Origin of the sequence: Halomonas sp. NCCP-2165 (assembly GCF_023708045.1) — a bacterium.
Classification (GTDB): Bacteria; Pseudomonadota; Gammaproteobacteria; order Pseudomonadales; family Halomonadaceae; genus Bisbaumannia; species Bisbaumannia pacifica.
Map to the genome: position 1 here is coordinate 188,966 of NZ_BRCY01000001.1, position 21,755 is coordinate 210,720.

A 21,755-nucleotide genomic window follows, 5' to 3' on the forward strand; every position below is an offset into this window, starting at 1 on the left:
TACAAGCCACATTGAAAGTCCATGACTGTAGGCCGCTCTCTCACCGAGAGAGCGGCCCGGCCAGCAAGGAATCAGGCTTCGCGCTGCCCATCAACCAGCCGTTTGAGGGCCAGAGGGTTGCTCGCCTTGAGGGCCTCGGGAAGCAGTGCATCCGGCAGGTCCTGATAACAGACGGGGCGCAGGAAGCGCAGGATGGCCGCGGTACCCACGGAGGTGGTGCGGACATCCGACGTCGCCGGGAAGGGACCACCATGAACCATGGTGTCGCAGACTTCGACCCCGGTGGGCCAACCATTGACCAGGATGCGGCCGGCCTTGCGCTCGAGCACCGGCAGCAGGGCGCGTGCGGCATCCAGATCGGCGTCATCCATCAGCAGGGTGGCGGTCAGTTGCCCTTCCAGCCGCTCTGCGACCCGCTGGAGTTCTTCGGCATCGCTGCACTCTACCACCAGAGAGGTGGAGCCGAAGACCTCCGCCTGTAGCGACTCATCGCCGAGGAAATCGGATGCCGAGGTCACGAAGAGGGCGGTTTGGCACTGGTTTGGGCCATCGCCTTGCCGGCCGCGGGCGATTTCCCGGGCCTTATCGCTGTTGGCCAATTGCTGCATGCCATTCTCATAGGCCTGATGGATACCGGGCGTGAGCATGGTCTGCGAGGCACTAGTCTCGACGGCCTGTCGCGCAGCGGCGATGAAGTCATCCAGCGCCGGCCCCTTGATGGCGACCACCAGCCCGGGATTGGTACAGAATTGCCCGGCGCCCATGTTCAGCGATTCCACGAAAGCTTCACCCAGGTTGGCGCCGCGTGCCTCGAGGGCCGCCGGCAGCGGGAAGACCGGGTTGATGGAACTCATCTCCGCATAGAAGGGAATCGGCTCGGGGCGAGACTGCGCGATGTGCCAAAGTGCCAGGCCGCCGCTGCGTGAGCCGGTGAAACCGGCCGCCTTGATGCGGGGGTTCGCCACCAGCGCCTGACCGACTTCACGCCCGGAACCGAAGATCAGCGAGAACACGCCCTCGGGCAGTGCGCAGCGCCTGACCGCTGCCTGGATCGCCCGACCAACCAGCTCGCTGGTGCCCGGGTGGGCAGAGTGAGCCTTGACGATGACCGGGCAGCCCGCGGCCAGGGCCGAGGCGGTATCTCCGCCGGCCACCGAGAAGGCCAGCGGGAAGTTGCTGGCGCCGAAGACCGCGACCGGACCCAGCGCGATGTGGCGCTGGCGAAGATCGGCCCGCGGCATGGGCTGGCGTTCCGGCATGGCCGGATCGACCCGCACATCGAGCCATTCGCCGGCGCGCACGGTCTTGGCGAACAGCCGTAGCTGGTTGCAGGTGCGCCCACGCTCCCCTTGGATGCGGGCCTGGGGAAGGCCGGACTCGGCGACCGCGCGCTCGATAAGGGCGTCGCCCAATGCTTCGATTTCATCCGCGATGGTTTCGAGAAAGCCGGCGCGTGCTTCCAGCGCAGTCTCTCGGTAGCCGTCGAAGGCGGCCCAGGCCAGTTCGCAGGCCTGCTCGACGTCTTCCCGAGTGCCGCCGAAATAGGCGGGCTCGAGTGGCGCGTTGGTCGCCGGATTGATGGCGTGGATCGCATCGCGCTGGCCTGGAACGGCTTGCTGGCCGATCAGCATCTTGCCTTCCAATGTCATGCTCATCTCCTTGGTTTGAGGGGAGAACCTTGAGGGTTTAGAAACGGGATGGAGGAGGCGATCATCGCGCTCACATCAGCTGCACCAGCTCCTGATAGAGAGCCTCCGGTATGGCGATCCCCTCCTTGCGTGTGCGTTCGCGAGCCTCGTAGCGCCGCTGAGAGGGGAGGCGGGCGCCCTGGTCGATGATCGACGAGAACAGGGTCTCGGCCTTGGCCATGTGCTGGGCGGTGTGCTCGCCGAGAAAGCGAGCGGGATCCATCGCCAGGATCAGCTCACCGTGATAGGGCGAGGCGCCGGCGCCGTTGTCATGGGCCAGGGATTCGGCGCTGGTAAGGTCCCCGATCAGCGGTCCGGCGATCAGCTCGATCATGGTGGCCAGGGCCGACCCCTTGTGGCCGCCGAATGTGAGCATGGCGCCGTCCAGAACGGCGGCGGGATCCTGGCTGGGCTGACCCGTGCGGTCGATGCCCCAGCCCTCGGGAAGCGGCTTGCCTGCGCGTCGATGCAGCTCGATATCGCCGCGCGCCACCGCACTGGTGGCGAAGTCAAAGATAAACGGTGGCTTGCCATCCGGGCGCGGCCAGCCGAAAGCCAGGGGATTGGTGCCGAGCAGAGGGCGACTGCCGCCGGCGGGGGCGACCCAAGCGTGGCTGGGGTTACATGCCAAGCCGACCAGGCCGAGGTCGGTGATTGCCTCGATCTCGACCCACAGCGCCGAAAAATGCACGCAGTGATTGATCGCCAAGGCGGCGATGCCCTGCTCCCGAGCCTTGGTCGCGAGCACCGGCAGGCCCGCCTCGAAGGCGAGCTGTGAGAAACCGCCCCCGGCATCCACGCGCACGATCCCGGGGGCCTGGTCGTCGACCTTCGGGGTCGCGTCCGCGACAACCTTGCCGGCGGCCAGGGTAGAAGCGCAGTTCAGTAGGCGATATAGGCCGTGAGAATGGCATTCGTCGCGTTGACCCGCGATGACCGCCTGGGTCAGGACACGGGTCTGATCGTCACTGAAGCCCTGGCCTTTCAGCACGGCCTCGGCCAAAGCGGTGGCATCTTCCAGACTCATGCGACGCATGAAGGACTCCTAGCGAGTGATGGGAATACCTCGGCCCGCTATCCGGGCCGAGGTGAGACACGAGCGGTCAACGCCGTGTGAGTGTCTGCGGCGTGCCCTCGTGGAACCTGTTCGGACCGTCGCTTCAGGCGTTATCGAGCGAGGCGGACCACTGGGCATACCAGGTACGGAACAGGTCGTACTGTGTCTCTACATAGTTGCGCTGAGCGTCGCTGAGCACGTCGGTTTCGTTGAAGTGCAGCGCGTATTCGCTATCGCCGTTGAGCACCATCAGGTGCTTGTAGTAGAGGACCAGGTCGGCACCCTCGTCGAAGGAGGACAGAACGCCCAGAGCCTCTTCGAGCTCCAGTGCCTGGCGGCGTGCCTTGGCATCCCCCTTGGCGGCCTTCTTGCTGAGCGCGACCAGTTGCAGCACTTCGCGAGGCAGGGCATTGCCGATGCCGGTGATGGCACCGGTGGCGCCGCAGTTGACGAATCCGTGATAGACGGTGGTGTCGACGCCGACCATCAGGGTGACGTCCTCGTCCTGAGAGGTGATGTTTTCGGCCGCATAGCGCAGATCGTCGGCGCCCCCGAACTCCTTGAAGCCAATCAGGTTGGGGTACTGATTGCGGAGCTCGAAGAACAAGTCGGCTCGCGTAGCAAAGCCGTAGTAGGGGCTGTTGTAGATCACCGCAGGCAGGTCGGGGGCGGCCTCGAGAATGGCGGCAAAGTGCGCCTTCTGGGCGGCAATAGAGCTGCCGCGGGAAAGCACGCGGGGAATCACCATCAGCCCGTGGGCGCCGACCTTGGCGGCATGAGCGGCATGAGAGACGGCCTCTTGGCTATTGACCGCGCCGGTGCCGACAATCGTCGGTACTCCGGCTTCCACCAGGCGCGCGACGCCCTCCTGGCGCTGTGCTTCGGTCAACAGCGGCCAATCTCCCATGGAGCCGCAGTACACCACACCGCTCATGCCGATTTCGATCAGTTCGCGGCCCTTGGCGACCAGGGCATCGAAATCCGGCTGGCGATCGGCGGTGCAGGGGGTCATCAGTGCGGGAATGCAGCCTGTGAAGATGTTGTCGCTCATCGTATTTCCTTTCGGTTGGTCTCTTCTGTCTCTAGGGGACAGCCCGCTGGCCTTCGATGGCGCTGGACGGGCTGAGGTGTAAAAAGTGGATACCGGCACATCTCAAGCGGGTGTGAATCGTCAGGACGCCGCGATGCCCCAGGCAAAGGGATCCTGCTCATCGATCAATAGCGTGCTGTCGGCGCTCAGGTGGGCGCGCCCCTTGATGTAGGGGCGAATGCGATCGCCTTCCCATTCGTAATATCCCTCGAACCGCCCCCCGCAGATGCTGGCTTGCAGCCACGTTTCTCCGGGGGCCAGCTTGCCGTCCGCTGCCAGGCAAGCCAGTTTGGCGCTGGTGCCGGTGCCGCAGGGCGAGCGGTCATAGGCCTTGCCGGGGCAGAGCACGAAATTGCGGCTGTCCGCCTCGGGGTCATCGCAGAACAGCTCGATATGATCGATCGGCTCACCGTTCTCGCCGGTGATTGCCTGGTTCTCCAAGGCTTGGCGAATGGCCCAGGTGAAGCGGGTCAGTGACTCGACATGCTCGAGTTCCAGCGATTGACCGTGATCATTGACGAGAAAGAACCAATTGCCTCCCCAGGCAATATCGCCGTGTATCACCCCGTGGCCGGGTACCTCGACGGCCACCTGCTTGCGGTACCGGTAGGAGAGGACATTGCGTACGGTCACGGCCCCGTCGTCATGAAGGAGGGCGTCGACGGGGCCCACGGGGGTGTCGATCCTGTGCGAGCCCGGTGACATTTGGCCGAGGTGGTGCAGAGAGGCGACCAGGCCGATCGTGCCGTGGCCGCACATGCCCAGATAGCCGGTGTTGTTGAAGAAGATGACACCGCATGTCGCTTCCGCTGATGTCGGTTCGCAATACAGTGCACCCACCAGGACGTCATGGCCTCGCGGCTCGAGCATGCTGGCGCGCCGCCACGCATCATGCGACTCGCGAAGGGCATCGCGCTTCTCCGCCAGGGTGCTCCCCGGCAGGGAGGGGAAGCCGTCCAGGATCAGTCTCGTCGGCTCACCCGCGGTATGGGAATCGATGACGTGTACGCGCTTCATGGGGGCACCTTTACTTGTCTTTGCGTGGTGATCGTCGTCCAGACCATCGCGGTTGCGAGCGTCGATCACGTCTGGTTTTATATTTTATACAATCTTCGAGCCGCTTTGTGAAGCCATGTTTCCTGGCGAATCGAGCGGCTCACGGACGAAGGCATGAGGTGCCGGTTTGGGGCGCCCGATCTGACGCGGCCTTGCGCCGAGGGGTGGGCCAGACCGGGATAGCAGGGATTAGACCAAGGTCTATGCCGCCTCGCGGGGCGGGCCGCGGGTTTCTGCTTAAGCCAAACGCCCGGCGGCGAATGCCGGCAATTTGGGATACCTGCCACGGTCGAGGAACAGGGCATCCGCTTGTTGACTGCCCGAATGGGCGCAAGGAGAGGAATCACCATGACGACAATCACGATGGCCATTGCCGAGCTGGAAGCGCGCATCAGGCGAATTTTCACAAACTGCGGCGTTCGCGCCGAGACGGCGGGGGCGGTGGCGCGGGTCATTGCCGCCGGCGAGCGCGATAACTGTAAATCCCATGGGATCTACCGGGTCGAGGGGTGCCTGCGTGTATTGAAAGCCGGCAAGGTGGCGCCAGATGCGATACCCGAGGTGCGCCCAGGAGAGGGCCCCATCATTCGCGTGGACGCCGGCGGCGGTTATGCGAGCCCGGCCTACGAGGCGGCTCGACCGACCCTGATAGAGCGGGCCCGCCGACAAGGGCTCGCGGCCCTGGTGATCAACGACTGCGTGCACTTTTCGGCACTCTGGTACGAGGTCGAAGATCTGGCAGGCGAAGGGCTGGCGGTGCTCTCTATGTGTCCGAGCCATGCCGCGATGGCGCCCTCGGGCGGCCGGGCGCCGCTGTTGGGAACCAATCCCTTCGCCTTCGGGTGGCCGCGTCCTGGGAAGGACCCCTACGTCTTCGATTTTGCCACCACCCTGGTGGCCCGTGGCGAGATCGAACTGCATGAGCGCGAAGGCAAGGCGTTGCCGGAAGGCTGGGCCGTGGACCCTGATGGACAGCCCACCACCGATCCGAGTGCCGCCCTGGCCGGGGCGATGCTGCCTTTCGGCCAGCACAAGGGGTCGGCGATCGCCACCATGATCGAGCTGCTGGCCGGGGCGATGCTGGGCGATTTCATGAGTCAGGAGGCGCGCGAGTTCATGGAGGGGACCCGTTTGTTGCCGCGCCACGGCGCGCTGATACTCGCCTTCGACCCGAGCGCTTTCTCGCAGGGCCGCGATCGCGATCCGCTCGCCGACGGGGAGAGACTCCTGCAGGGCATCGCGGACCAGGGGGCTCGATTGCCGTCACAGCGTCGCTATGCCGCGCGACGCCTAGCCAGAGCCGAAGGCATTCGGCTGAGCACGGAGGAGGTGGCGCTCCTGGATCGGTTGGAGGCCCAGGGGCTAGGGGCTGTTCGTCGCTGATCGTTTTCGGCCGCCTGGCACGGCTAGGGGTGGGGAGGCAAAAAAGCTTGCGTGGAAAAAATATATTTTATACATTCTTCGAGGTCGCCGAATCTGGCCTTCGAAGAGGTGCGTCTTCAATAACTGCCAGCGGAGAAGCCCGCGGGCAGTGGACGCTGAACGCGGATAACGATGTCGTGACCCTGGTGGTCAGGGTCATCAAGGCATGGCGTGATTATCGGGGGGCTAGGCACTCTAGGGTGCCAAGATATCTGGCTTTCCAATAATGAAGAAGCTATTGATTTTTAGTTGCTTGGTGCATCAAAAAGTGCTGGGTGATACCTATCCGGCACACTTCATGCGTGCCGAAAAAACCACAAGAAAGGGGAGTCTTACATGACCCAAAAACAACGTTTGGCTGCGGTATTAATCAGCGCTTCTATGGCTTCGCCAGTTATGGCTGCCGAGATCGAGTGGCGGATTCCTACCTCAGTTCCAGATGGTTCACCTATCTTCGAGAACTTTCTCGAACGCTTCGCCGTCAATGCGTCGACCCTGACGGAGGGGCGGGTTGAGATTTCCCCCTTCGGTGCAGGAGTTCTGGTCCCGGCGCTTCAGGTCTACGAGGCAGTGAAGGAAGGTACCGTCGATGCGGGGCACTCCACCCCTAGTTACTTGGTTAACCAAGACCCAATCAATGCTATCTTTGCCGGCTTCCCCGGTGGCATGGGACCACAAGCCTATATTAACTGGATCTACGAGGGGGGCGGTCTAGAAAGGCTTCAGGAGATTCGCGCCAGTGAAGGCCTCCACTCCCTCGTTGTTGGAATTGGCTCGACCGAGGTGTTCGCGCACTCGAATGTTCCCATTCACGGCCCCGAGGACCTTGATGGCATTAAGTATCGTACTTCCGGTCCTTGGGCCGAGGTCATGCGGGAGTACTATAATGCCGTTCCGACGGTGGTTCCGCCCGGCGATACGTATACATTGCTGCAGCGAAACGGGGTGGATGCCGTGGAGTGGGCAACGCCTTCCAGCAATCAGCCGGAAGGCTTCCACGAAGCGGCTCGTTATATCGTGGTGCCTGGCGTTCATCAGCCTACGTTCCTCTGGGAAGTGGTAACCCGACAGGAGACCTGGGATCAGGTACCCGACGATCTAAAACCATTGATCGAAGCGGCCGCCAAGCTGACCACCTACGAGGGGCTGAGTAATTTTTATCATCACGACCTTCAGGCAATGGAAACTTATCGCTCAGGCAGGAATGAAGTCATTAGCCTCGATGATTCCTTCGTCGGGGAGCTTGCCGAAAACGGTCGTGAGTGGATGACTAACCAGGCGACAGAGCGCAGCCAGGCAGGGGACACTCGTATGACCGATATCCTGGAAGGGTACAATGAGTATCAGGAGCGCTGGAGTGCTCAGCAGGATTATTTGATCACCAACTGACCCCGGTGGCAGGGGACCCATCTAAGGGTCCCCTTATGCGCTGTCTACTGGGAAGGAAATGAAAATGATCCTAAATTTGATCGATAAAATTTCTTGGCTGTCTGCCTGGGTTAGCAAGGCCCTTCTGATCGTTCTTACAGGAGCGATGTTGTACGAGGTGGTGGCGCGCTATGCCTTCAATGCCTCTACTATCTGGGCGTTCGATATCTCTTATATGGTCACGGGCGCTGTGTTTCTCCTGGGTGTGGCCTGGACCGCTCGCGAGGATGGTCACGTACGGGTCGATGTGGTCAGTAATCTGATGCCAAAGCACATCTCCGCCACTATCAATGGTGTGGCGTATATGATGCTGATGTGTCCAATTGTTTCGCTTATGGCTTGGCATGGCTGGAAGAAGTCATGGAAGGCTTTTGTGACCGGGGAAGTCGATATGGTGAGTATATGGGCACCCAAGATGTGGCCATTTTATGGAATTATTGCCGTCGGGTTAACCCTCCTGGCGCTTCAGCTTTTCGCCCAGGGTGCCAGGTACTTCATTGAGAAAAACACGCTCGGGGAGAAAGGGTAATGGATCTGTTGATCTCGGCTTTGATGTTTCCCGGGCTCTTCTTGCTGATTTTCTTGGGAATTCCTGTCGCTTTCTCGCTGGTCATCGTCTCGGTGGTGGCGGGCTGGTTTGCCTTCGGCCCACTGGTCTTTCAGCAGTTGTACGGTAGTATCTATAGCGCCGCTTCCAACTATGTGCTGGCATCTATCCCCTTGTTTGTAATGATGGGTGCCATACTGGAAAAGTCTGGGATTGCCAAGAACCTTTTTAATGCTATCCAGATGTGGATTGGTCGCCTGCCGGGTGGTTTGGCGTTGACGACGATCGCCATGGCGGCAATCTTTGCCGCGGCTTCTGGTGTCGTAGGGGCCGTGGAAATAATGATCGGGCTGATGGCCATTCCGGCCATGCGCGCCTATAAATATCACAACTCCCTGATTAGTGGCACTATCTGTGCGGGTGGCTCGCTGGGAACGATTATTCCGCCCACTGTCATCGTGGTGGTCTATGCCGCTCTTGCCCAGTTGTCGATTGGTGAGCTTTTCGCCGCAATTATTGTGCCCGGCGGGATCATGCTTACGCTGTTTGTCGTCTATATCGTTGGGCGTTGCTTGCTACGCCCTGAAGACGGCCCGGTGCCTGCGCAAGCGGAGGACCCCTACCCTCTTAGCAAGAAGTTGGCAATTACCATGAAGGCACTGGTTCCGCCACTCCTGCTTATGCTCTCTGTGCTGGGTTCACTGCTGGGTGGGATTGCCTCTCCCACTGAGGCTGCCGCCGTGGGTGTGGCTGGCGCAGTGATTCTGGCGGTGATCAATGGTGGGGTTTCACTGAAATCCATGACAGATTCTCTCGGGCTCACGGTGCGCATTACTGCGATGATCTTGATGATCGTAGCCGGGGGAACCATGTTTACGGGTATCTTTGCTGTGAATGGTGGCGGAGATATGGTCAGCGCGATTGCCACCGGGCTAGGCGGTGGTACGACGGGTGTCATTCTGTTCTTCTTGGCTGTCACCTTCTTGCTGGGCTTCGTGCTTGACTGGACCTCCATCGTGTTAATCTGCGTGCCTATCTTCACGCCGATCGTCAGGCAGATGGGGATTGATCCTGTGTGGTTCGCCACCCTGGTGTTGGTGACTATTCAGACCAGCTATTTGACCCCGCCGATGGCATCTTCAATTTTCTACCTGAAATCAATCGCACCGAAAGACATTACTTACGGTCAGATGTGCCGAGGCGTGCTTCCCTTTATTGCCGTTCAGTTGATTACTTTGCTGATCGTGGCATTGTTTCCAGTTACGGCGACCTGGCTACCAGACAAGATAGTTGGTTTCTGATTTTCCTTTCCTCTGTTTGAAGTATGTCTGGGTCACCAAAAGTGGCCCAGATTTTTAAGTTTTTCGCGCTCTGGCGTGAATGCCATCGATCGGTTGAGTGCTTGGCCATAAGTTCTGATGTCGACACCTGATCAAATCGTCAAGGCGCTGTACTCAGACATCCTGTCTGCCCATGAGGATATGGCGCCCCGGGCGATGGCATCCGGGTATCAAGACGCTCGACCGTTTCGCGGGCCCGGGACACCGCGTGACCGGCGATCGTCGGCAGAGCACTGGCGGTGCCGGGGGAGTAGGTCCACATCGCCATCGATGATCACCCGCGGGTGGCCTTTGACCGATGTATCAACCACGAACCCCGGATACCCTCAACACCGGATCGGGTCGCCCCGATCCGGTGTTATCAATACCGCGATGTTAGTCGAGTATTCTGTTTATCAGGAGGGGAAGGAGAACTGGGCGCCTTCGCGCACCCCGGCCGACGGCCAGCGCTGGGTGATGGTCTTGCGCTTGGTGTAGAAGCGCACCGCATCCGGGCCGTAGGCGGCCAGGTCACCGAACAGCGAACGCTTCCAGCCACCGAAGCTGTGGTAGGACACCGGCACCGGCAGCGGCACATTGATGCCCACCATGCCGACCTGGATGTGATCGCTGAAGTAGCGGGCCGCCTCGCCGTCGCGGGTGTAGATGCAGGTGCCGTTGCCGTATTCGTGGTCGTCGATCAGCGTCATGGCCTCCTGCATGGTGTCGACCCGCACCACCAGCAGCACCGGGCCGAAGATCTCTTCCAGGTAGCAGGTCATCTCCGGGGTCACCCGATCGATCAGGGTGCCGCCCACGTAGAAGCCGTTCTCGAAGCCCGGCACCTGGACGCCGCGGCCGTCGACGACGATCTCGGCGCCCTGGGCCTCGGCGCTGTCGATATAGCCGCAGACCTTCTCCTGGTGGGCCTGGGTGATCACCGGGCCGAAGTCGTTGCCCCCGTCGAAGTGGGGGCCCACCTTGAGGGTCGCCAGGCGCTCACGCATCTTGGTGACCAGGGTATCGGCGGCGGCGTCACCCACCGCCACGGCCACCGACAGCGCCATACAGCGCTCGCCGGAGGAGCCGAAGGCGGCGCCGGTCAGGGAGTCGACCACGTTGTCCATATCGGCGTCGGGCATGACGATGGCGTGGTTCTTGGCGCCGCCCAGGGCCTGACAGCGCTTGCCGTTGGCGCTGGCCCGGCCGTAGATATACTCGGCGATGGGGGTGGAGCCGACGAAGCTGACGGCCTGCACTCGCGGATCGTCGAGCAGGGTGTCCACGGCCTCCTTGTCGCCATTGACCACGTTCAGCACCCCGGCGGGCAGTCCCGCTTCCAGGGCCAGCTCGGCGATATAGAGGGTCGAGGTGGGGTCGCGCTCGGAGGGCTTGAGCACGAAGGTGTTGCCGGTGGCGATGGCCATGGGATACATCCACAGCGGCACCATGGCCGGGAAGTTGAAGGGGGTGATGCCGGCGACCACCCCCAGCGGCTGGAACTCGCTCCAGGAGTCGATATTGGGGCCGACGTTCCTGCTGTGCTCGCCCTTGAGCAGCTCCGGCACGCCGCAGGCGTACTCCACGTTCTCGATGCCGCGCTGCAGCTCGCCCTTGGCGTCATGGGTGATCTTGCCGTGCTCGAGGCCGATCAGCCGACAGATCTCCTCGGCGTGATCCTCCAGCAGCTGCTTGAAGCGGTACATGACCCGGGCGCGCTTGGCGGGCGGGGTGTCGCGCCAGGCCGGGAAGGCGGCCTGGGCGGCTTCGATGGCGGCCTCCACGGTGGCTTGGCTGGCCAGGCTGACCTGGCTTGCCACCTCGCCGGTGGAGGGGTTGTAGACGGCCTGGGTGCGGGTGGCGTCGTCGACGCGGACGCCGTTGATCAGGTGGCCGAGAGTGGTCATTGCAGTACCTCTAGCTAACAGGTGGGTCGGTCGTGTTCAGTCCAGTTCGCCGAGGGCGTCGCCCAGCACATTGATCAGCCGGTCGATCTCCTCGGGCTCGACGATAAAGGGCAGGCCGAGCTGGATGGTGTCGCCGCCGTAGCGCACATAGACTCCCTTCTCCCAGCACTTCATGGCGATCTCGAAGGGGCGGCGGGCCGGCTCACCGGGGTAGGGCTCGATCTGCAGGGCGCCGGCCAGGCCATAGTTGCGGATATCGCTGACGTAGCGGCTGCCCTTGAGGGAGTGCAGGGCGTGTTCGAAGCGCGGGCTCATCTCGCGCACCCGCTCGATCAGGCGGTCGCTCTCGAGCACCTCCAGGGTGGCCAGCGCCGCGGCACAGGCCACCGGGTGGCCCGAGTAGGTGTAGCCGTGGGGCAGCTCGAGCATATAGTCGGGGCCGCCCTGCTCCATAAAGGTCCGGTAGATCTCGCCCTGGACGATCACCGCGCCCATGGGCACCGCGCCGTTGGTGAGCTGCTTGGCGACGTTCATGATGTCCGGCACCACGCCGAAGGCGTCGGCGCCGGTCATGGCGCCCATGCGCCCGAAGCCGGTGATCACCTCGTCGAAGATCAGCAGGATCTCGTGGGCATCGCAGATCTCCCGCAGCCTTTGCAGATAGCCCACCGGGGGCGGAATCACCCCGGCGGAGCCGGCCAGGGGCTCGACGATCACCGCGGCGATATTCGAGGCGTCATGCAGGGCGATCAGCTCGAGCAGCTCCTCGGCCTTGTCGGCGCCGCGCTCGGGCAGGCCGCGGGTAAAGGCGTTCTCGGCGAGCAGGGTATGGGGCAGGTGGTCGGCATCGACGCCCTGACCGAAGAGGGCGCGGTTGGCGCCGATGCCGCCCAGGCTGATGCCGCCGAAGTTGACCCCGTGGTAGCCCTTGGTGCGGCCGATCAGCTTGGTCTTGGTGGGGCGGCCCTTCTTGCGCCAGTAGGCCCGGGCGATCTTCAGGGCGGTGTCGGCGCTCTCCGAGCCGGAGCCGGTGAAGAAGGCGTGATCGAGGCCCTCGGGAGTCAGCTCGCGCAGGCGGTGGGCCAGCTCGAAGGCCTTGGGGTGGCCGAACTGGAAGGCCGGCGCGTAGTCGAGCTCGGCGAGCTGGCGGCTCACCGCCTCGGTGATCTCCGGGCGGCCGTGGCCGGCGCCGCAGGTCCACAGTCCCGAGAGGCCATCGAAGATCTGGCGGCCGTCGGCGTCGGTGAAGTAGCTGCCCCGGGCGCCGACGATGATCCGCGGGTCGCGCTTGAACTGGCGGTTGCCGGTGTAGGGCATCCAGTAGGCATCCAGCTGCTCGGGGCTGGGGAAGGGAAGATCACGCTCTGACATGGCCGCATCCTCGGTTGGCATTGCCATTGGTGGGGGGTATGAGTCGCAGGCTAGCCCCGGCAGGTGATAAGTTAAATCCAGATTTTTTTACGTTTATGAAAGTATCTGATTAACTTTGTGGGGCGGGGCGATGCCGCCCCCTCACCGGGAGGAGGGGACTTATGTCGCGGCACAGGGAAGTCTTGGGGGGGCGGCTCAGCGATACCGATCTGCGCCTGCTGCGGATCTACCGCAAGGTGGTGGAGTGCGGCGGCTTCTCCGCCGCCGAGGTGGAGCTCAATATCAGCCGCGCGGCCATCAGCATGGCCATGAACGACCTGGAGACGCGGCTTGGCCTGCGGCTCTGCCAGCGGGGGCGCAGCGGCTTTTCCCTCACCGACGAGGGCGCCGAGGTCTACGAGGCGGTATTGCAGCTGCTGGCGGCGGTGGAGGGCTTCCGTACCCGGGTCAATGGGCTGCATGCGCGACTCAAGGGCGAGCTCAATATCGGTATCACCGATAACCTGGTGACCATGCCGGAGATGCATATCACCCATGCCCTGAGCGCCCTCAAGGAGCGCGGTCCGGAGGTACGCATCAATATCCGCATGATCCCGCCCAGCGATATCGAGCTGGGGGTGCTCGACGGCCGCCTGCATACCGGCGTGGTTCCGGCCCTCAAGACCCTGCCCGGGCTGGAGTACCTGTCGCTCTATGAGGAGACCTCGCGGCTCTACTGCGCGACGGGGCATCCGTTATTCGCGGCCGAGGCGGTCGACGAGGCGGCGCTCGGCGAGTGCGATGCGGTGGTGCCGGCCTATGCCCAGACGGCGGAGATCAAGGCGTGCCATGCGCCCCTGCGGGCCACCGCCTCCGCCACCGACCGGGAGGGCATCGCCTTTTTGATTCTCTCGGGGCGCTATCTTGGCTACCTGCCGACCCACTATGCCGAACGCTGGGTCGGCGAGGGACGCATGCGTGCCCTGAACCCCGAGCGCTGGCACTACCTCACCCACTACAGTGCCATCACCCGCAAGGGGGCGCCCCCCAACCTGGTGGTGGAGCAGTACCTGGAGGCGCTGAGGCGCCTGGTGGCGGCGGCCTGACGCCGCGATTTCCCCTCGACGCCGCCATGGCATAAGCTGCGATGTACATTCATTACGTCCGGAGTCCTTCCATGCTGCCGCGCGCTCTGCTCCTTTCCGCCGTCCTGGCCCTGCCCCTGGCCGCCCAGGCCGAGGCCCCCGATCTGCTGCCCGGTCAGTGGGAGTTCACCAGCACCACCACCGTGGAAGGCGATATGCCGATCCCCGAGCAGAACGAGACGCACCAGGAGTGCCTGACCCAGGAGGAGATCGATGAGGCGCCCATGACCCTGATCGAGGAGGAGGAGGGCTGCGAGCTGCTGGAGCAGAATGTCAGCGCCGCCGGCATGGACTACCGCATGCGCTGTACCGGGGAGGGCGGCGAGGCCGATATCGTCGGGAGCATGAGCTATCTGCGCGATCGCGCCGAGGGCACCATGCGGGTGGAGATGACCACGCCCATGGGCGAGATGGTGATGAACACCGAGATTCAGGCCGAGCGCCTGGGCGACTGCTGACCACTCGCCAGCCACTCGGGAACAACGCCGCGGGGCCGGATCCAGGATCCGGCCCCGTGCTTTTTTTGGCTCATCGCAGATCAGCGTGAAGGCCTGGTTGGCCCACTGGGGTTGTGGGAGTCCGGATTCCGGACGATTGGGCGACGCAGTCGCCCTTGGTGCCGGCCAGGATCGCCCTTCGGGCGATATCGCGCAGAATCTGCGCTCCCACAATGGTGTTCACGCTTGAAAGCGTTGAACTTTTTTCGGTTACCTCGCCTCTGCCTCCATTTCCGCCGCCAGGCGTCGCGCCACGTCGCCGGGGGAGCCGGTCTTGCGCGCCAGCAGGTCGTAGGCCACCGGCACCACGAACAGCGTGAAGAGGGTGGCGGCGGCCAGCCCGCAGAGGATGACGGTGCCGATCACCAGGCGGCTCTCGGCACCGGCGCCGCCGGAGACGATCAGCGGCACGGCGCCGGCCATGGTGGTCGCCGCGGTCATCACGATGGGCCGCAATCGGGTCACCGAGGCCTCGATCAGGGCGTCGTGGAAGGCGTGACCCGCATCGCGCAGCTGGTTGGCGAACTCGACGATCAGGATGCCATTCTTGGCGGCCAGCCCCACCAGCATCACCAGGCCCACCTGGCTATAGATGTTCAGTGACTGTCCGCTCAGGTAGAGCCCCAGCAGGGCACCGCAGATCGCCAGGGGCACGCTGAGCATGATCACCATTGGGTGCACGAAGCTCTCGAACTGGGCGGCCAGCACCAGGAAGACCACCAGGATGCCCATCCCCAGCAGGAAGGCGGTAGCGCCGCTGGCCTCCTGGTAGTCGCGGGAGGCGCCCTTGAGGTCGGTCTGGGCCTCCGCGGGCAGCACCTCGGCCACGGCATTCTCCAGGTAGGCGAGGGCCTCGCCCAGGGGGTAGCCGTCGGCCAGGTCGGCCTGGAGGGTGATGGCGCGCACCCGGTTGAAGCGGTTGAGGGTGCTGGGGCCGGCGAAGTCGGTGAGGGTCACCAGGCTGGCCAGGGGGATCAGCGCGCCGCTGCGCGCCGAGCGCACCCGCAGGCTCTCCAGGCTGGCGGGGCTGGAGCGGGCCCCGGGCTCGCCCTCGAGGATGACGTCATACTCCTCGCCGTCATCCACGTAGCGGGTCACGGTGCGCCCGCCGAGCAGGGTCTCTAGGGTGCGGCCGATCTCGGTGACGGTGACGCCGAGGGCGGCGGCGCGCTCGTAGTCGATCTCCACGCGCAGCTGGGGCTGGCTCTCCTCGTAGTCGCTCTCCAGGCCGATCAGGCGCGGGTTGTCCTCGCGGATATGCGCTATCAGGGTGTCGCGCCATTCGGCGAGCCGCTCGTAGGTGCCACCGCCCAGCACGAACTGCACCGGCTTCTCGACGCGCATGCCGAAGCCCTGGCGCATTACCGGGAAGGCGCGGATGCCGGGCAGGTCGGCGAGCTCCTGGCGGATCTCGTTCATGATGCTCCAGGCGTCGCGGCGGCTACCCCAGTCGGTCAGGTTGACGATCACGAAGCCGCCGTTGAAGTTCTCGATATTGCCCCAGCCCCGCGGCGCCCGCACCACCACGCGCTCCACCTCGCCGGCCTCCACCATGGGCAGCAGTCGCGCCTCGATCTCGTCCATGTAGTCGAGCATGTAGTCATAGGTGGCGCCGGGGGGACCATTGACTAGCACGAAGAAATTGCCGCGATCCTCCTGGGGGGTGTACTCCTTGGCCAGGTTGGCGTTGAGCCACAGCATGCCGGCGATGACCCCGGCCAGCAGCGCCAGCACCAGGACGCGGTGGCGCAGGGCGCCTTCCAGCAGGCGCCGGTAGACGCAGCGACAGTGCTCCAGGGCCCACTGCACGGCCCGGGCCAGGCGGCCCTCCTGCATCTCGGCGGTCAGCAGCTTGGAGGCCATCATCGGCGTCAGGGTCAGGGCCAGCAGGCTGGAGAGGATCACCGCGGCGGCCAGCGTCAGGGCGAACTCCGAGAAGAGCCGGCCGATATCCCCCTGCAAGAAGCTCAGCGGCACGAAGACCGCCACCAGCACCAGGGTGGTGGCGATCACCGCGAAGGCGATCTGGCGGGTGCCGCGAAAGGCCGCCACCAGGGGCGTCTCGCCATGGTCGTGCATGCGCCGGTGGATATTCTCCAGCACCACGATGGCGTCATCGACGATCAGGCCGATGGCCAGCACCAGGGCCAGCAGGGTCAGCAGATTGATGGTGAAGCCCAGCGCCGCCAGGGCGGCGAAGGTGCCGATCAGGGCGATGGGCACGGTCACCGCCGGGATCAGGGTGGTGCGCAGGTTGCCGAGGAACAGGAAGATCGCCACCACCACCAGGCCCATGGCGATAAACAGGGTCTGCACCACCTGGGAGATGGCCCCCTCGACGAACACCGAGGCATCGAAGTTGAGGCGCAGTTCCATGCCCTCGGGGAGGGTGTCCTGCAGGCGAGCCATCTCTGCCTGTACGCCCTCGGAGATCTCCAGCACATTGGCGGTGGACTGCTTCATCATGCCCAGGCCCACCATGGGGGTGCCGTTGCCGCGGAAGATGGTGCGCTCCTCCACCGCGCCGATCTCTACCCGGGCCACGTCGCCCAGGCGTACCAGGTAGCCGTCGTCACCCTCGGTCAGCACCAGGCGGCGGAAGTCCTCGGGGCTGGCGAAGCCGCGCGGCAGGCGCACGATAAACTGGCGGTCGCGGGATTCGATGGCGCCGCCGGGCAGTTCGACGTTCTCGCGGCGCAGGGTGTCTTCCACGTCGCCGGCGGTGAGGTCGCGGGCCGCCAGGGCGTCGGGGTCGAGCCAGACGCGCATGGCGTACTCGCGGCCCCCGCCGACGAGCACCTGGGAGACCCCGGGCAGTACCGAGAAGCGATCCACCAGGTAGCGGTTGGCGTAGTCGGTGAGCTCGGCCATGTCGTAGCTCGCGCCGGAGAGCGATAGCCACAGCACCACATCGGAGCTGGAGTCGGCCTTCTGCACCTCGGGGGGCTCGGCCTCCTCGGGCAGGTTGTCCAGGGCCCCGGAGATGCGGTCGCGGATATCGTTGGCGGCGGCGTCGATGTCCTTGTCGAGGCCGAATTCCACGCCGATGCTGGAGCGCCCATCCTCGCTGGAGGAGGAGATCACCTGGATGCCGGAGATACCGGAGATGCGATCCTCCAGCACCTGGGTGATGCGGGTCTCCACCACGCTGGCCGAGGCCCCCGGGTAGCGGGTGTCGATGCCCACCACCGGCGGGTCGATGGCGGGGTACTCCTGCAGTGGCAGGCGCTGCAGGGCCAGCAGGCCGAAGGCGACGATCAGGGCGGCCAGCACCGTGGCCAGCACCGGGCGTTGCACGGAGAGGTCGGAGAGACGCATCAGCCGTTGGCCTCCGCGGCGCCGCGATCCCGGCGCAGCAACTCGGGGATGCTGGTGTTCTCCTCGAGGATGCCCAGCAGGCGGGCCGTCTGGCCATCCCGGACCCGCTCGGTACCGTGGGCCACCACCAGGTCATCGGCGACCAGCCCCTCGATCACCTCCACCTCGCCTTCGCGGCGCGCGCCGATGGTGATTTCGCGTCGCGTCACCCGGTAGTCGTCGGCCTCGTCGAGCACCAGCACATAGTGGCGATTGCCCTCGGGAATCAGCGCCGCTTCGGGGATCACCAGGGCATCGCGGGGGGCGCGCCGGACCACCACGTTCATCAGCATGCCGGGGCGCAGGCGGCCCTCGGGGTTGGCGAGTTCGGCGCGCACCATGAGGCTGCGGCTGACCGGGTCGACGCGACTGCCGAGGCTGGCGATCTCGCCGGCGAAGACCTCGTCGGGGTAGGCGGGGCTGGTGGCGGAGAGCGGCAGGCCCTCGGCGAGCTGGCCGAGCACCGTCTCGGGGAGGGTGAAGTCGAGCCTCATGATATCCAGCTTGTCGAGGGTCACCAGCTCGGTGCCCGGGGTGACCAGGGTGCCGACGCTGATATCGCGAAAGCCGACCCGGCCCGCGAAGGGCGCGCGGATATGGTAGTCGGCGAGCCGGGCCTCCAGGGCCTGAATCTCCGCCTCGGCCTGACGCAACTGGGCCCGGGCATCCTCCACGTCGGCGCGCGGCGCCAGGTTGCGGCTCTGCAGCTGGGCGAGGCGGTTCACCGCATTGCGACGCTCGTCGCGCCGGGCCTGGGCGACGCGCAGGTTGGCCTGGGCCTCGTCATCGGCCAGGCGCACCAGTAGCTGCCCGGCCTCGACGCTTTCGCCGTCGCGGAAGTTCAGCTCGCGGACGGTATCGGTCACCGTGGCCGAGAGGGTCACGCTCTCGTCGGCGCTCAGGGTGCCCAGCGATGTCAACGGATCGGACCAGGCCGAGAGGCTGGCGCGGGCGGCAATCACCGCGCCGGCCTGCTGGGCCTGGACCATGCCGGGTAGCAGCAAGAGCAGCAGCAGCGGCAGCCATGGGCGGGTCGAGACGGGCGAGAGGATCGAGGGCATGGGCAGCAGTCACGGTCGATGAGAAGAAACCGGCGCATCCTGCGCCGGCTGAGTCGGGGCGTCACTTATCAGGCTAATGGCATCGCCAGGCCGAGAGTATGACAAAAAACGGCAAGCACTCCATTCCCTGTACGGAGGTTGTACGGGGTGGGAAAGTTCCCTGGCCCCGGGTAGAATCCGCGGCCCACGCGTCCTCAGGAGTCCCGCATGTCGTCCTCCCCCGATGTGGTGATCATCGGTGCCGGTGCCGCCGGCCTGATGTGTGCCCTCACCGCCGGCTATGCCGGCAAGCGGGTGCTGGTGCTCGACCACGCCAACAAGGCCGGCAAGAAGATCCTGATGTCCGGCGGGGGGCGCTGCAACTTCACCAACCTGGCCAGTTCGCCGGCCAACTTCTTCTCCGCCAACCCGCACTTCTGTATCTCGGCGCTGAAGCGCTACCGGCCGGAGCACTTCGTCGAGCTGGTGGAACGCCATGGCCTGGAGTACGTGGAGAAGGCGCCGGGACAGCTGTTCTGCGCTCACTCCGCCAAGGAGCTGCTGGCGATCCTGCTGACCGAGTGCGACTGGGCCGGGGTGGAGATACGCCTCAAGACCGCCATCGAGCGCGTCGAGCGCCATGGCGAGGGCATGCGCCTGCGGACCTCCGCTGGGGTGATCGATACCGGCGCCCTGGTGGTGGCCACCGGCGGGCTGTCGATTCCCACCCTGGGGGCCAGCGGCTTCGGCTTCGACCTGGCCCGCCAGTTCGGCCTCGCCGTCACCGGGACGCGGCCGGCCCTGGTGCCCTTCACCCTGACCTCCCAGTGGAAGGCGCGGGCCGAGGCGCTCGCCGGGGTGGCCTGCGAGGTGGCGGTACGCTGTCGCGATGGTCACTACCGCGAGCCCATGCTGTTTACCCACCGCGGGCTCTCCGGCCCCGCCATGTTGCAGATCTCCAGCTACTGGGAGGCCGGCGACGAGCTGGCCATCGCCCTGCTGCCCGGTATCGATGCCTTCGAGGCCCTGGTCGCGGCGCGTCGCGAGACTCCCAGGCGTCAACTGAGCACCTGGCTCGCCGAACGCCTGCCCAGGCGGCTGGCTCAGGCCCTGATCGACTGGTATGGCGGCGACGGCATCCTCGCCGAGCGCAGCAATGCCGACCTGGAGGCCTGGGCCCGGCGCCTCGATGAGTGGCGCCTCAAGCCCGCCGGCACCGAGGGCTGGCGAACCGCCGAGGTGACCCTGGGCGGCGTCGACACCCGTGACATCTCGTCCAAGACCTTCGCCGTGGCGGGGCTGCCCCAGCTACGCTTTATCGGTGAGGTGCTGGATGTGACCGGTGAATTGGGCGGTCATAACTTCCAGTGGGCCTGGGCCAGCGGAGTCGCCTGCGGCCAGGCGCTGTGATTCGTCGTGGCGTTGAGTCGCCTTCGGGCCGGCGCGCGAGACCTCGCATAGACTGAGGGTAAGCCGCCTGGGAGGAGAGCATGGGATTGGGAGTCCTGCTGAAATCGACGCTGACCTGTCCGGAGTGTGGCCACCGGGAGGTGGAGACCATGCCCGGCGATGCCTGCCTGTGGTTCTACGAATGCCGCGGCTGCGGACGGCTGTTGCATCCCCTGCCGGGGGATTGCTGCGTGTTCTGCTCCTATGGCAGCGTGGCCTGTCCACCGGCGCAGAGTGCCGCGCCTCGCCAGGCAGGCGATACGGAGTCGGGCGCCTAGCGGCGGATCAACAGGCGTCGGGCACGGCGCCATAACAGGGCCCCGGCGGCGGCGCGTCGCGCCAGGCGCAGCAGGGCGCGCGGGCGCTTGGCACCCCGCCAGGCCAGCAGGCCACCGACGCCATAGAGGGCGCCTCGCCAGTGCCGTAGCGCTCGCCAGCGGGCGTCCAGTTCGCCACTCGCGCCATGCCAGCGTTCGGCGGCCACCAGCAGGTCGATGCGCTGCTGTTCGATCCGCCTTTCCAGCATGGCCCGGCGTCTTGCCCGTTCATCGCGTCGTTCGGCGTGGCTCATGGCATCCGGCGCTCCGTGTCAATACGATCGAGACGCGCCGCCCGCTTATCGCGGTTCATGGGCATCGCCTCCTCTCTCCAGCAGCTCCCGGTCGGTGGCCAGGTGGCGCAGGGTGCCCTTGAGCAGGCTGGGGCGGCGGGCCAGCCGGCGGGCCCAGAGTCCGCATCCCAGGCCGGCGCCGAGTAGCGCCAGGCTGCAGGCGCCCAGCGCCAGCAGGCGATGGCTGTCCCAGAACACCACCACGACCAGCAGCACCAGCACCACCAGGCCCAGCAGCAGCAGTATCAGGCAGAGCCCGATCACCAGCAGCAGGCTGACCAGGCGGGCGCGCTCCTCCTCGAGCTCCAGCACCAGCAGCCGCAGGCGCGTCTCGCCGATGCCCACCAGGCTCTTGAGGAGTTGCTTGGCCGCCGCGAAGAGGCGTCCCGCCGGTCCCTGGCCATCGCTCATCAGCGCCGCCCGATCAGCAGCCCGATCACCACCCCCACGGCGGCGCCGATGCCGACGCTGGTCCAGGGGTTGTCGTGGACATAGCGGTCGCAGCTGTCCACCTGGTCGCGGACGCTGTCCCGGGCCTCGCTATAGAGGCGCTCGCCGCGGGCCTCGAGGCGATGGCGAGTCTCCTGCAGGCGCTGCTCGGCCTGCTCGCGCAACTGCTTGATATTGCTTCGGGAGTCGTCGGCGGTGGCACCGACCAGTTCCTCCAGGGTCTGGGTCAGGTGCTCCAGGTCGGCCTTGAGCTGCTCGGTGCCGGCATCGGTCCGGGGGGTACGACTGGCCATCGGGTCTTCCTCTGACGATAAATGACAGGCTCAGCATAGCAGCCGCCGAT

Annotated in this window: 19 protein-coding genes and 1 pseudogene; 9 read left to right on the forward strand and 11 right to left on the reverse strand. The window is 65.1% G+C overall.

Going from position 1 to position 21,755, the window contains the following annotated elements; all coding sequences use genetic code 11:
- Positions 1 to 71: 71 nt before the first annotated feature.
- From NFU04_RS00875 to NFU04_RS00890, 4 genes are all read right to left on the reverse strand, one after another.
- Positions 72 to 1,649 carry an aldehyde dehydrogenase (NADP(+)) gene (locus NFU04_RS00875; protein ID WP_251307649.1) on the reverse strand — a complete coding sequence of 526 codons (1,578 nt, stop codon included), beginning with the start codon at positions 1,647 to 1,649 and terminating at the stop codon, positions 72 to 74.
- Between the two features lie 70 nt (positions 1,650 to 1,719).
- Positions 1,720 to 2,724 (reverse strand): Ldh family oxidoreductase, encoded by a 1,005-nt coding sequence (locus NFU04_RS00880; RefSeq protein WP_251307650.1) that lies wholly within the window; start codon positions 2,722 to 2,724, stop codon positions 1,720 to 1,722.
- Between the two features lie 124 nt (positions 2,725 to 2,848).
- Positions 2,849 to 3,796, reverse strand: a complete 948-nt coding sequence (locus tag NFU04_RS00885; RefSeq protein ID WP_251307651.1) for a dihydrodipicolinate synthase family protein — start codon at positions 3,794 to 3,796, stop codon at positions 2,849 to 2,851.
- 120 nt (positions 3,797 to 3,916) lie between these two features.
- Complete coding sequence (locus NFU04_RS00890) at positions 3,917 to 4,852, reverse strand: 4-hydroxyproline epimerase (RefSeq protein ID WP_251307652.1); 936 nt, start codon at positions 4,850 to 4,852, stop codon at positions 3,917 to 3,919.
- A 387-nt stretch (positions 4,853 to 5,239) separates the two neighbouring features.
- Here NFU04_RS00890 and NFU04_RS00895 point away from each other — a divergent pair, with 387 nt between their 5' ends.
- From NFU04_RS00895 to NFU04_RS16460, 5 genes and pseudogenes are all read left to right on the forward strand, one after another.
- A complete protein-coding gene (locus tag NFU04_RS00895) occupies positions 5,240 to 6,274 on the forward strand; it encodes an Ldh family oxidoreductase (RefSeq protein WP_251307653.1) in 1,035 nt (344 codons plus the stop codon).
- Positions 6,275 to 6,649: 375 nt separating this feature from the next.
- Entirely contained in the window at positions 6,650 to 7,702 is a 1,053-nt protein-coding gene (dctP, locus tag NFU04_RS00900; RefSeq protein WP_251307654.1) for a TRAP transporter substrate-binding protein DctP, read from the forward strand.
- Between the two features lie 58 nt (positions 7,703 to 7,760).
- A complete protein-coding gene (locus NFU04_RS00905; protein ID WP_251307655.1) occupies positions 7,761 to 8,270 on the forward strand; it encodes a TRAP transporter small permease subunit in 510 nt (169 codons plus the stop codon).
- Positions 8,270 to 9,589: a TRAP transporter large permease gene (locus NFU04_RS00910; RefSeq protein ID WP_251307656.1), complete on the forward strand. Its 1,320-nt coding sequence runs from the start codon at positions 8,270 to 8,272 to the stop codon at positions 9,587 to 9,589. The genes NFU04_RS00905 and NFU04_RS00910 overlap by 1 nt, the downstream gene beginning before the upstream one ends.
- A gap of 199 nt (positions 9,590 to 9,788) precedes the next feature.
- Positions 9,789 to 9,921: pseudogene (locus NFU04_RS16460) on the forward strand (IS481 family transposase); the annotation flags it as partial.
- A 102-nt stretch (positions 9,922 to 10,023) separates the two neighbouring features.
- On the opposite strand, the gene NFU04_RS00915 reads toward NFU04_RS16460, so the two are convergent.
- Together NFU04_RS00915 and aptA are read right to left on the reverse strand one after the other, a co-directional pair.
- The gene (locus NFU04_RS00915) at positions 10,024 to 11,514 is read right to left on the reverse strand and encodes a CoA-acylating methylmalonate-semialdehyde dehydrogenase (protein WP_251307657.1); all 1,491 of its coding nucleotides are present in this window, start codon (positions 11,512 to 11,514) and stop codon (positions 10,024 to 10,026) included.
- Between the two features lie 36 nt (positions 11,515 to 11,550).
- Positions 11,551 to 12,885 carry an omega-aminotransferase AptA gene (gene aptA, locus NFU04_RS00920; RefSeq protein ID WP_251307658.1) on the reverse strand — a complete coding sequence of 445 codons (1,335 nt, stop codon included), beginning with the start codon at positions 12,883 to 12,885 and terminating at the stop codon, positions 11,551 to 11,553.
- Positions 12,886 to 13,046: 161 nt separating this feature from the next.
- Here aptA and NFU04_RS00925 point away from each other — a divergent pair, with 161 nt between their 5' ends.
- Complete coding sequence (locus NFU04_RS00925) at positions 13,047 to 13,970, forward strand: LysR family transcriptional regulator (protein WP_251307659.1); 924 nt, start codon at positions 13,047 to 13,049, stop codon at positions 13,968 to 13,970.
- Positions 13,971 to 14,041: 71 nt separating this feature from the next.
- Positions 14,042 to 14,467, forward strand: coding sequence for a DUF3617 domain-containing protein (locus tag NFU04_RS00930; protein ID WP_251307660.1), 426 nt, complete (start codon positions 14,042 to 14,044; stop codon positions 14,465 to 14,467).
- A 249-nt stretch (positions 14,468 to 14,716) separates the two neighbouring features.
- Here NFU04_RS00930 and NFU04_RS00935 read toward each other — a convergent pair whose 3' ends face one another.
- Entirely contained in the window at positions 14,717 to 17,824 is a 3,108-nt protein-coding gene (locus NFU04_RS00935; protein WP_251307661.1) for an efflux RND transporter permease subunit, read from the reverse strand.
- On the reverse strand, positions 17,824 to 18,924 hold the full coding sequence (locus NFU04_RS00940) for an efflux RND transporter periplasmic adaptor subunit (RefSeq protein ID WP_459382054.1): 1,101 nt from the start codon (positions 18,922 to 18,924) through the stop codon (positions 17,824 to 17,826). Before NFU04_RS00940 ends, NFU04_RS00935 begins: the two co-directional genes overlap by 1 nt.
- Before the next feature lie 207 nt (positions 18,925 to 19,131).
- Here NFU04_RS00940 and NFU04_RS00945 point away from each other — a divergent pair, with 207 nt between their 5' ends.
- Together NFU04_RS00945 and NFU04_RS00950 are read left to right on the forward strand one after the other, a co-directional pair.
- Positions 19,132 to 20,313, forward strand: a complete 1,182-nt coding sequence (locus tag NFU04_RS00945) for a BaiN/RdsA family NAD(P)/FAD-dependent oxidoreductase (protein WP_251307662.1) — start codon at positions 19,132 to 19,134, stop codon at positions 20,311 to 20,313.
- Positions 20,314 to 20,393: 80 nt separating this feature from the next.
- Positions 20,394 to 20,630, forward strand: a complete 237-nt coding sequence (locus NFU04_RS00950; protein WP_251307663.1) for a GDCCVxC domain-containing (seleno)protein — start codon at positions 20,394 to 20,396, stop codon at positions 20,628 to 20,630.
- Here NFU04_RS00950 and NFU04_RS00955 read toward each other — a convergent pair.
- From NFU04_RS00955 to NFU04_RS00965, 3 genes are read right to left on the reverse strand one after another with little or no spacing between them, the layout of a single operon-like run.
- A complete protein-coding gene (locus tag NFU04_RS00955) occupies positions 20,627 to 20,923 on the reverse strand; it encodes a YqjK family protein (protein ID WP_251307664.1) in 297 nt (98 codons plus the stop codon). The genes NFU04_RS00950 and NFU04_RS00955 overlap by 4 nt on opposite strands.
- 45 nt (positions 20,924 to 20,968) lie before the next feature.
- Positions 20,969 to 21,373: a phage holin family protein gene (locus NFU04_RS00960; RefSeq protein ID WP_251307665.1), complete on the reverse strand. Its 405-nt coding sequence runs from the start codon at positions 21,371 to 21,373 to the stop codon at positions 20,969 to 20,971.
- A complete protein-coding gene (locus tag NFU04_RS00965) occupies positions 21,373 to 21,705 on the reverse strand; it encodes an ElaB/YgaM/YqjD family protein (protein ID WP_251307666.1) in 333 nt (110 codons plus the stop codon). Before NFU04_RS00965 ends, NFU04_RS00960 begins: the two co-directional genes overlap by 1 nt.
- Positions 21,706 to 21,755 lie beyond the last annotated feature (50 nt).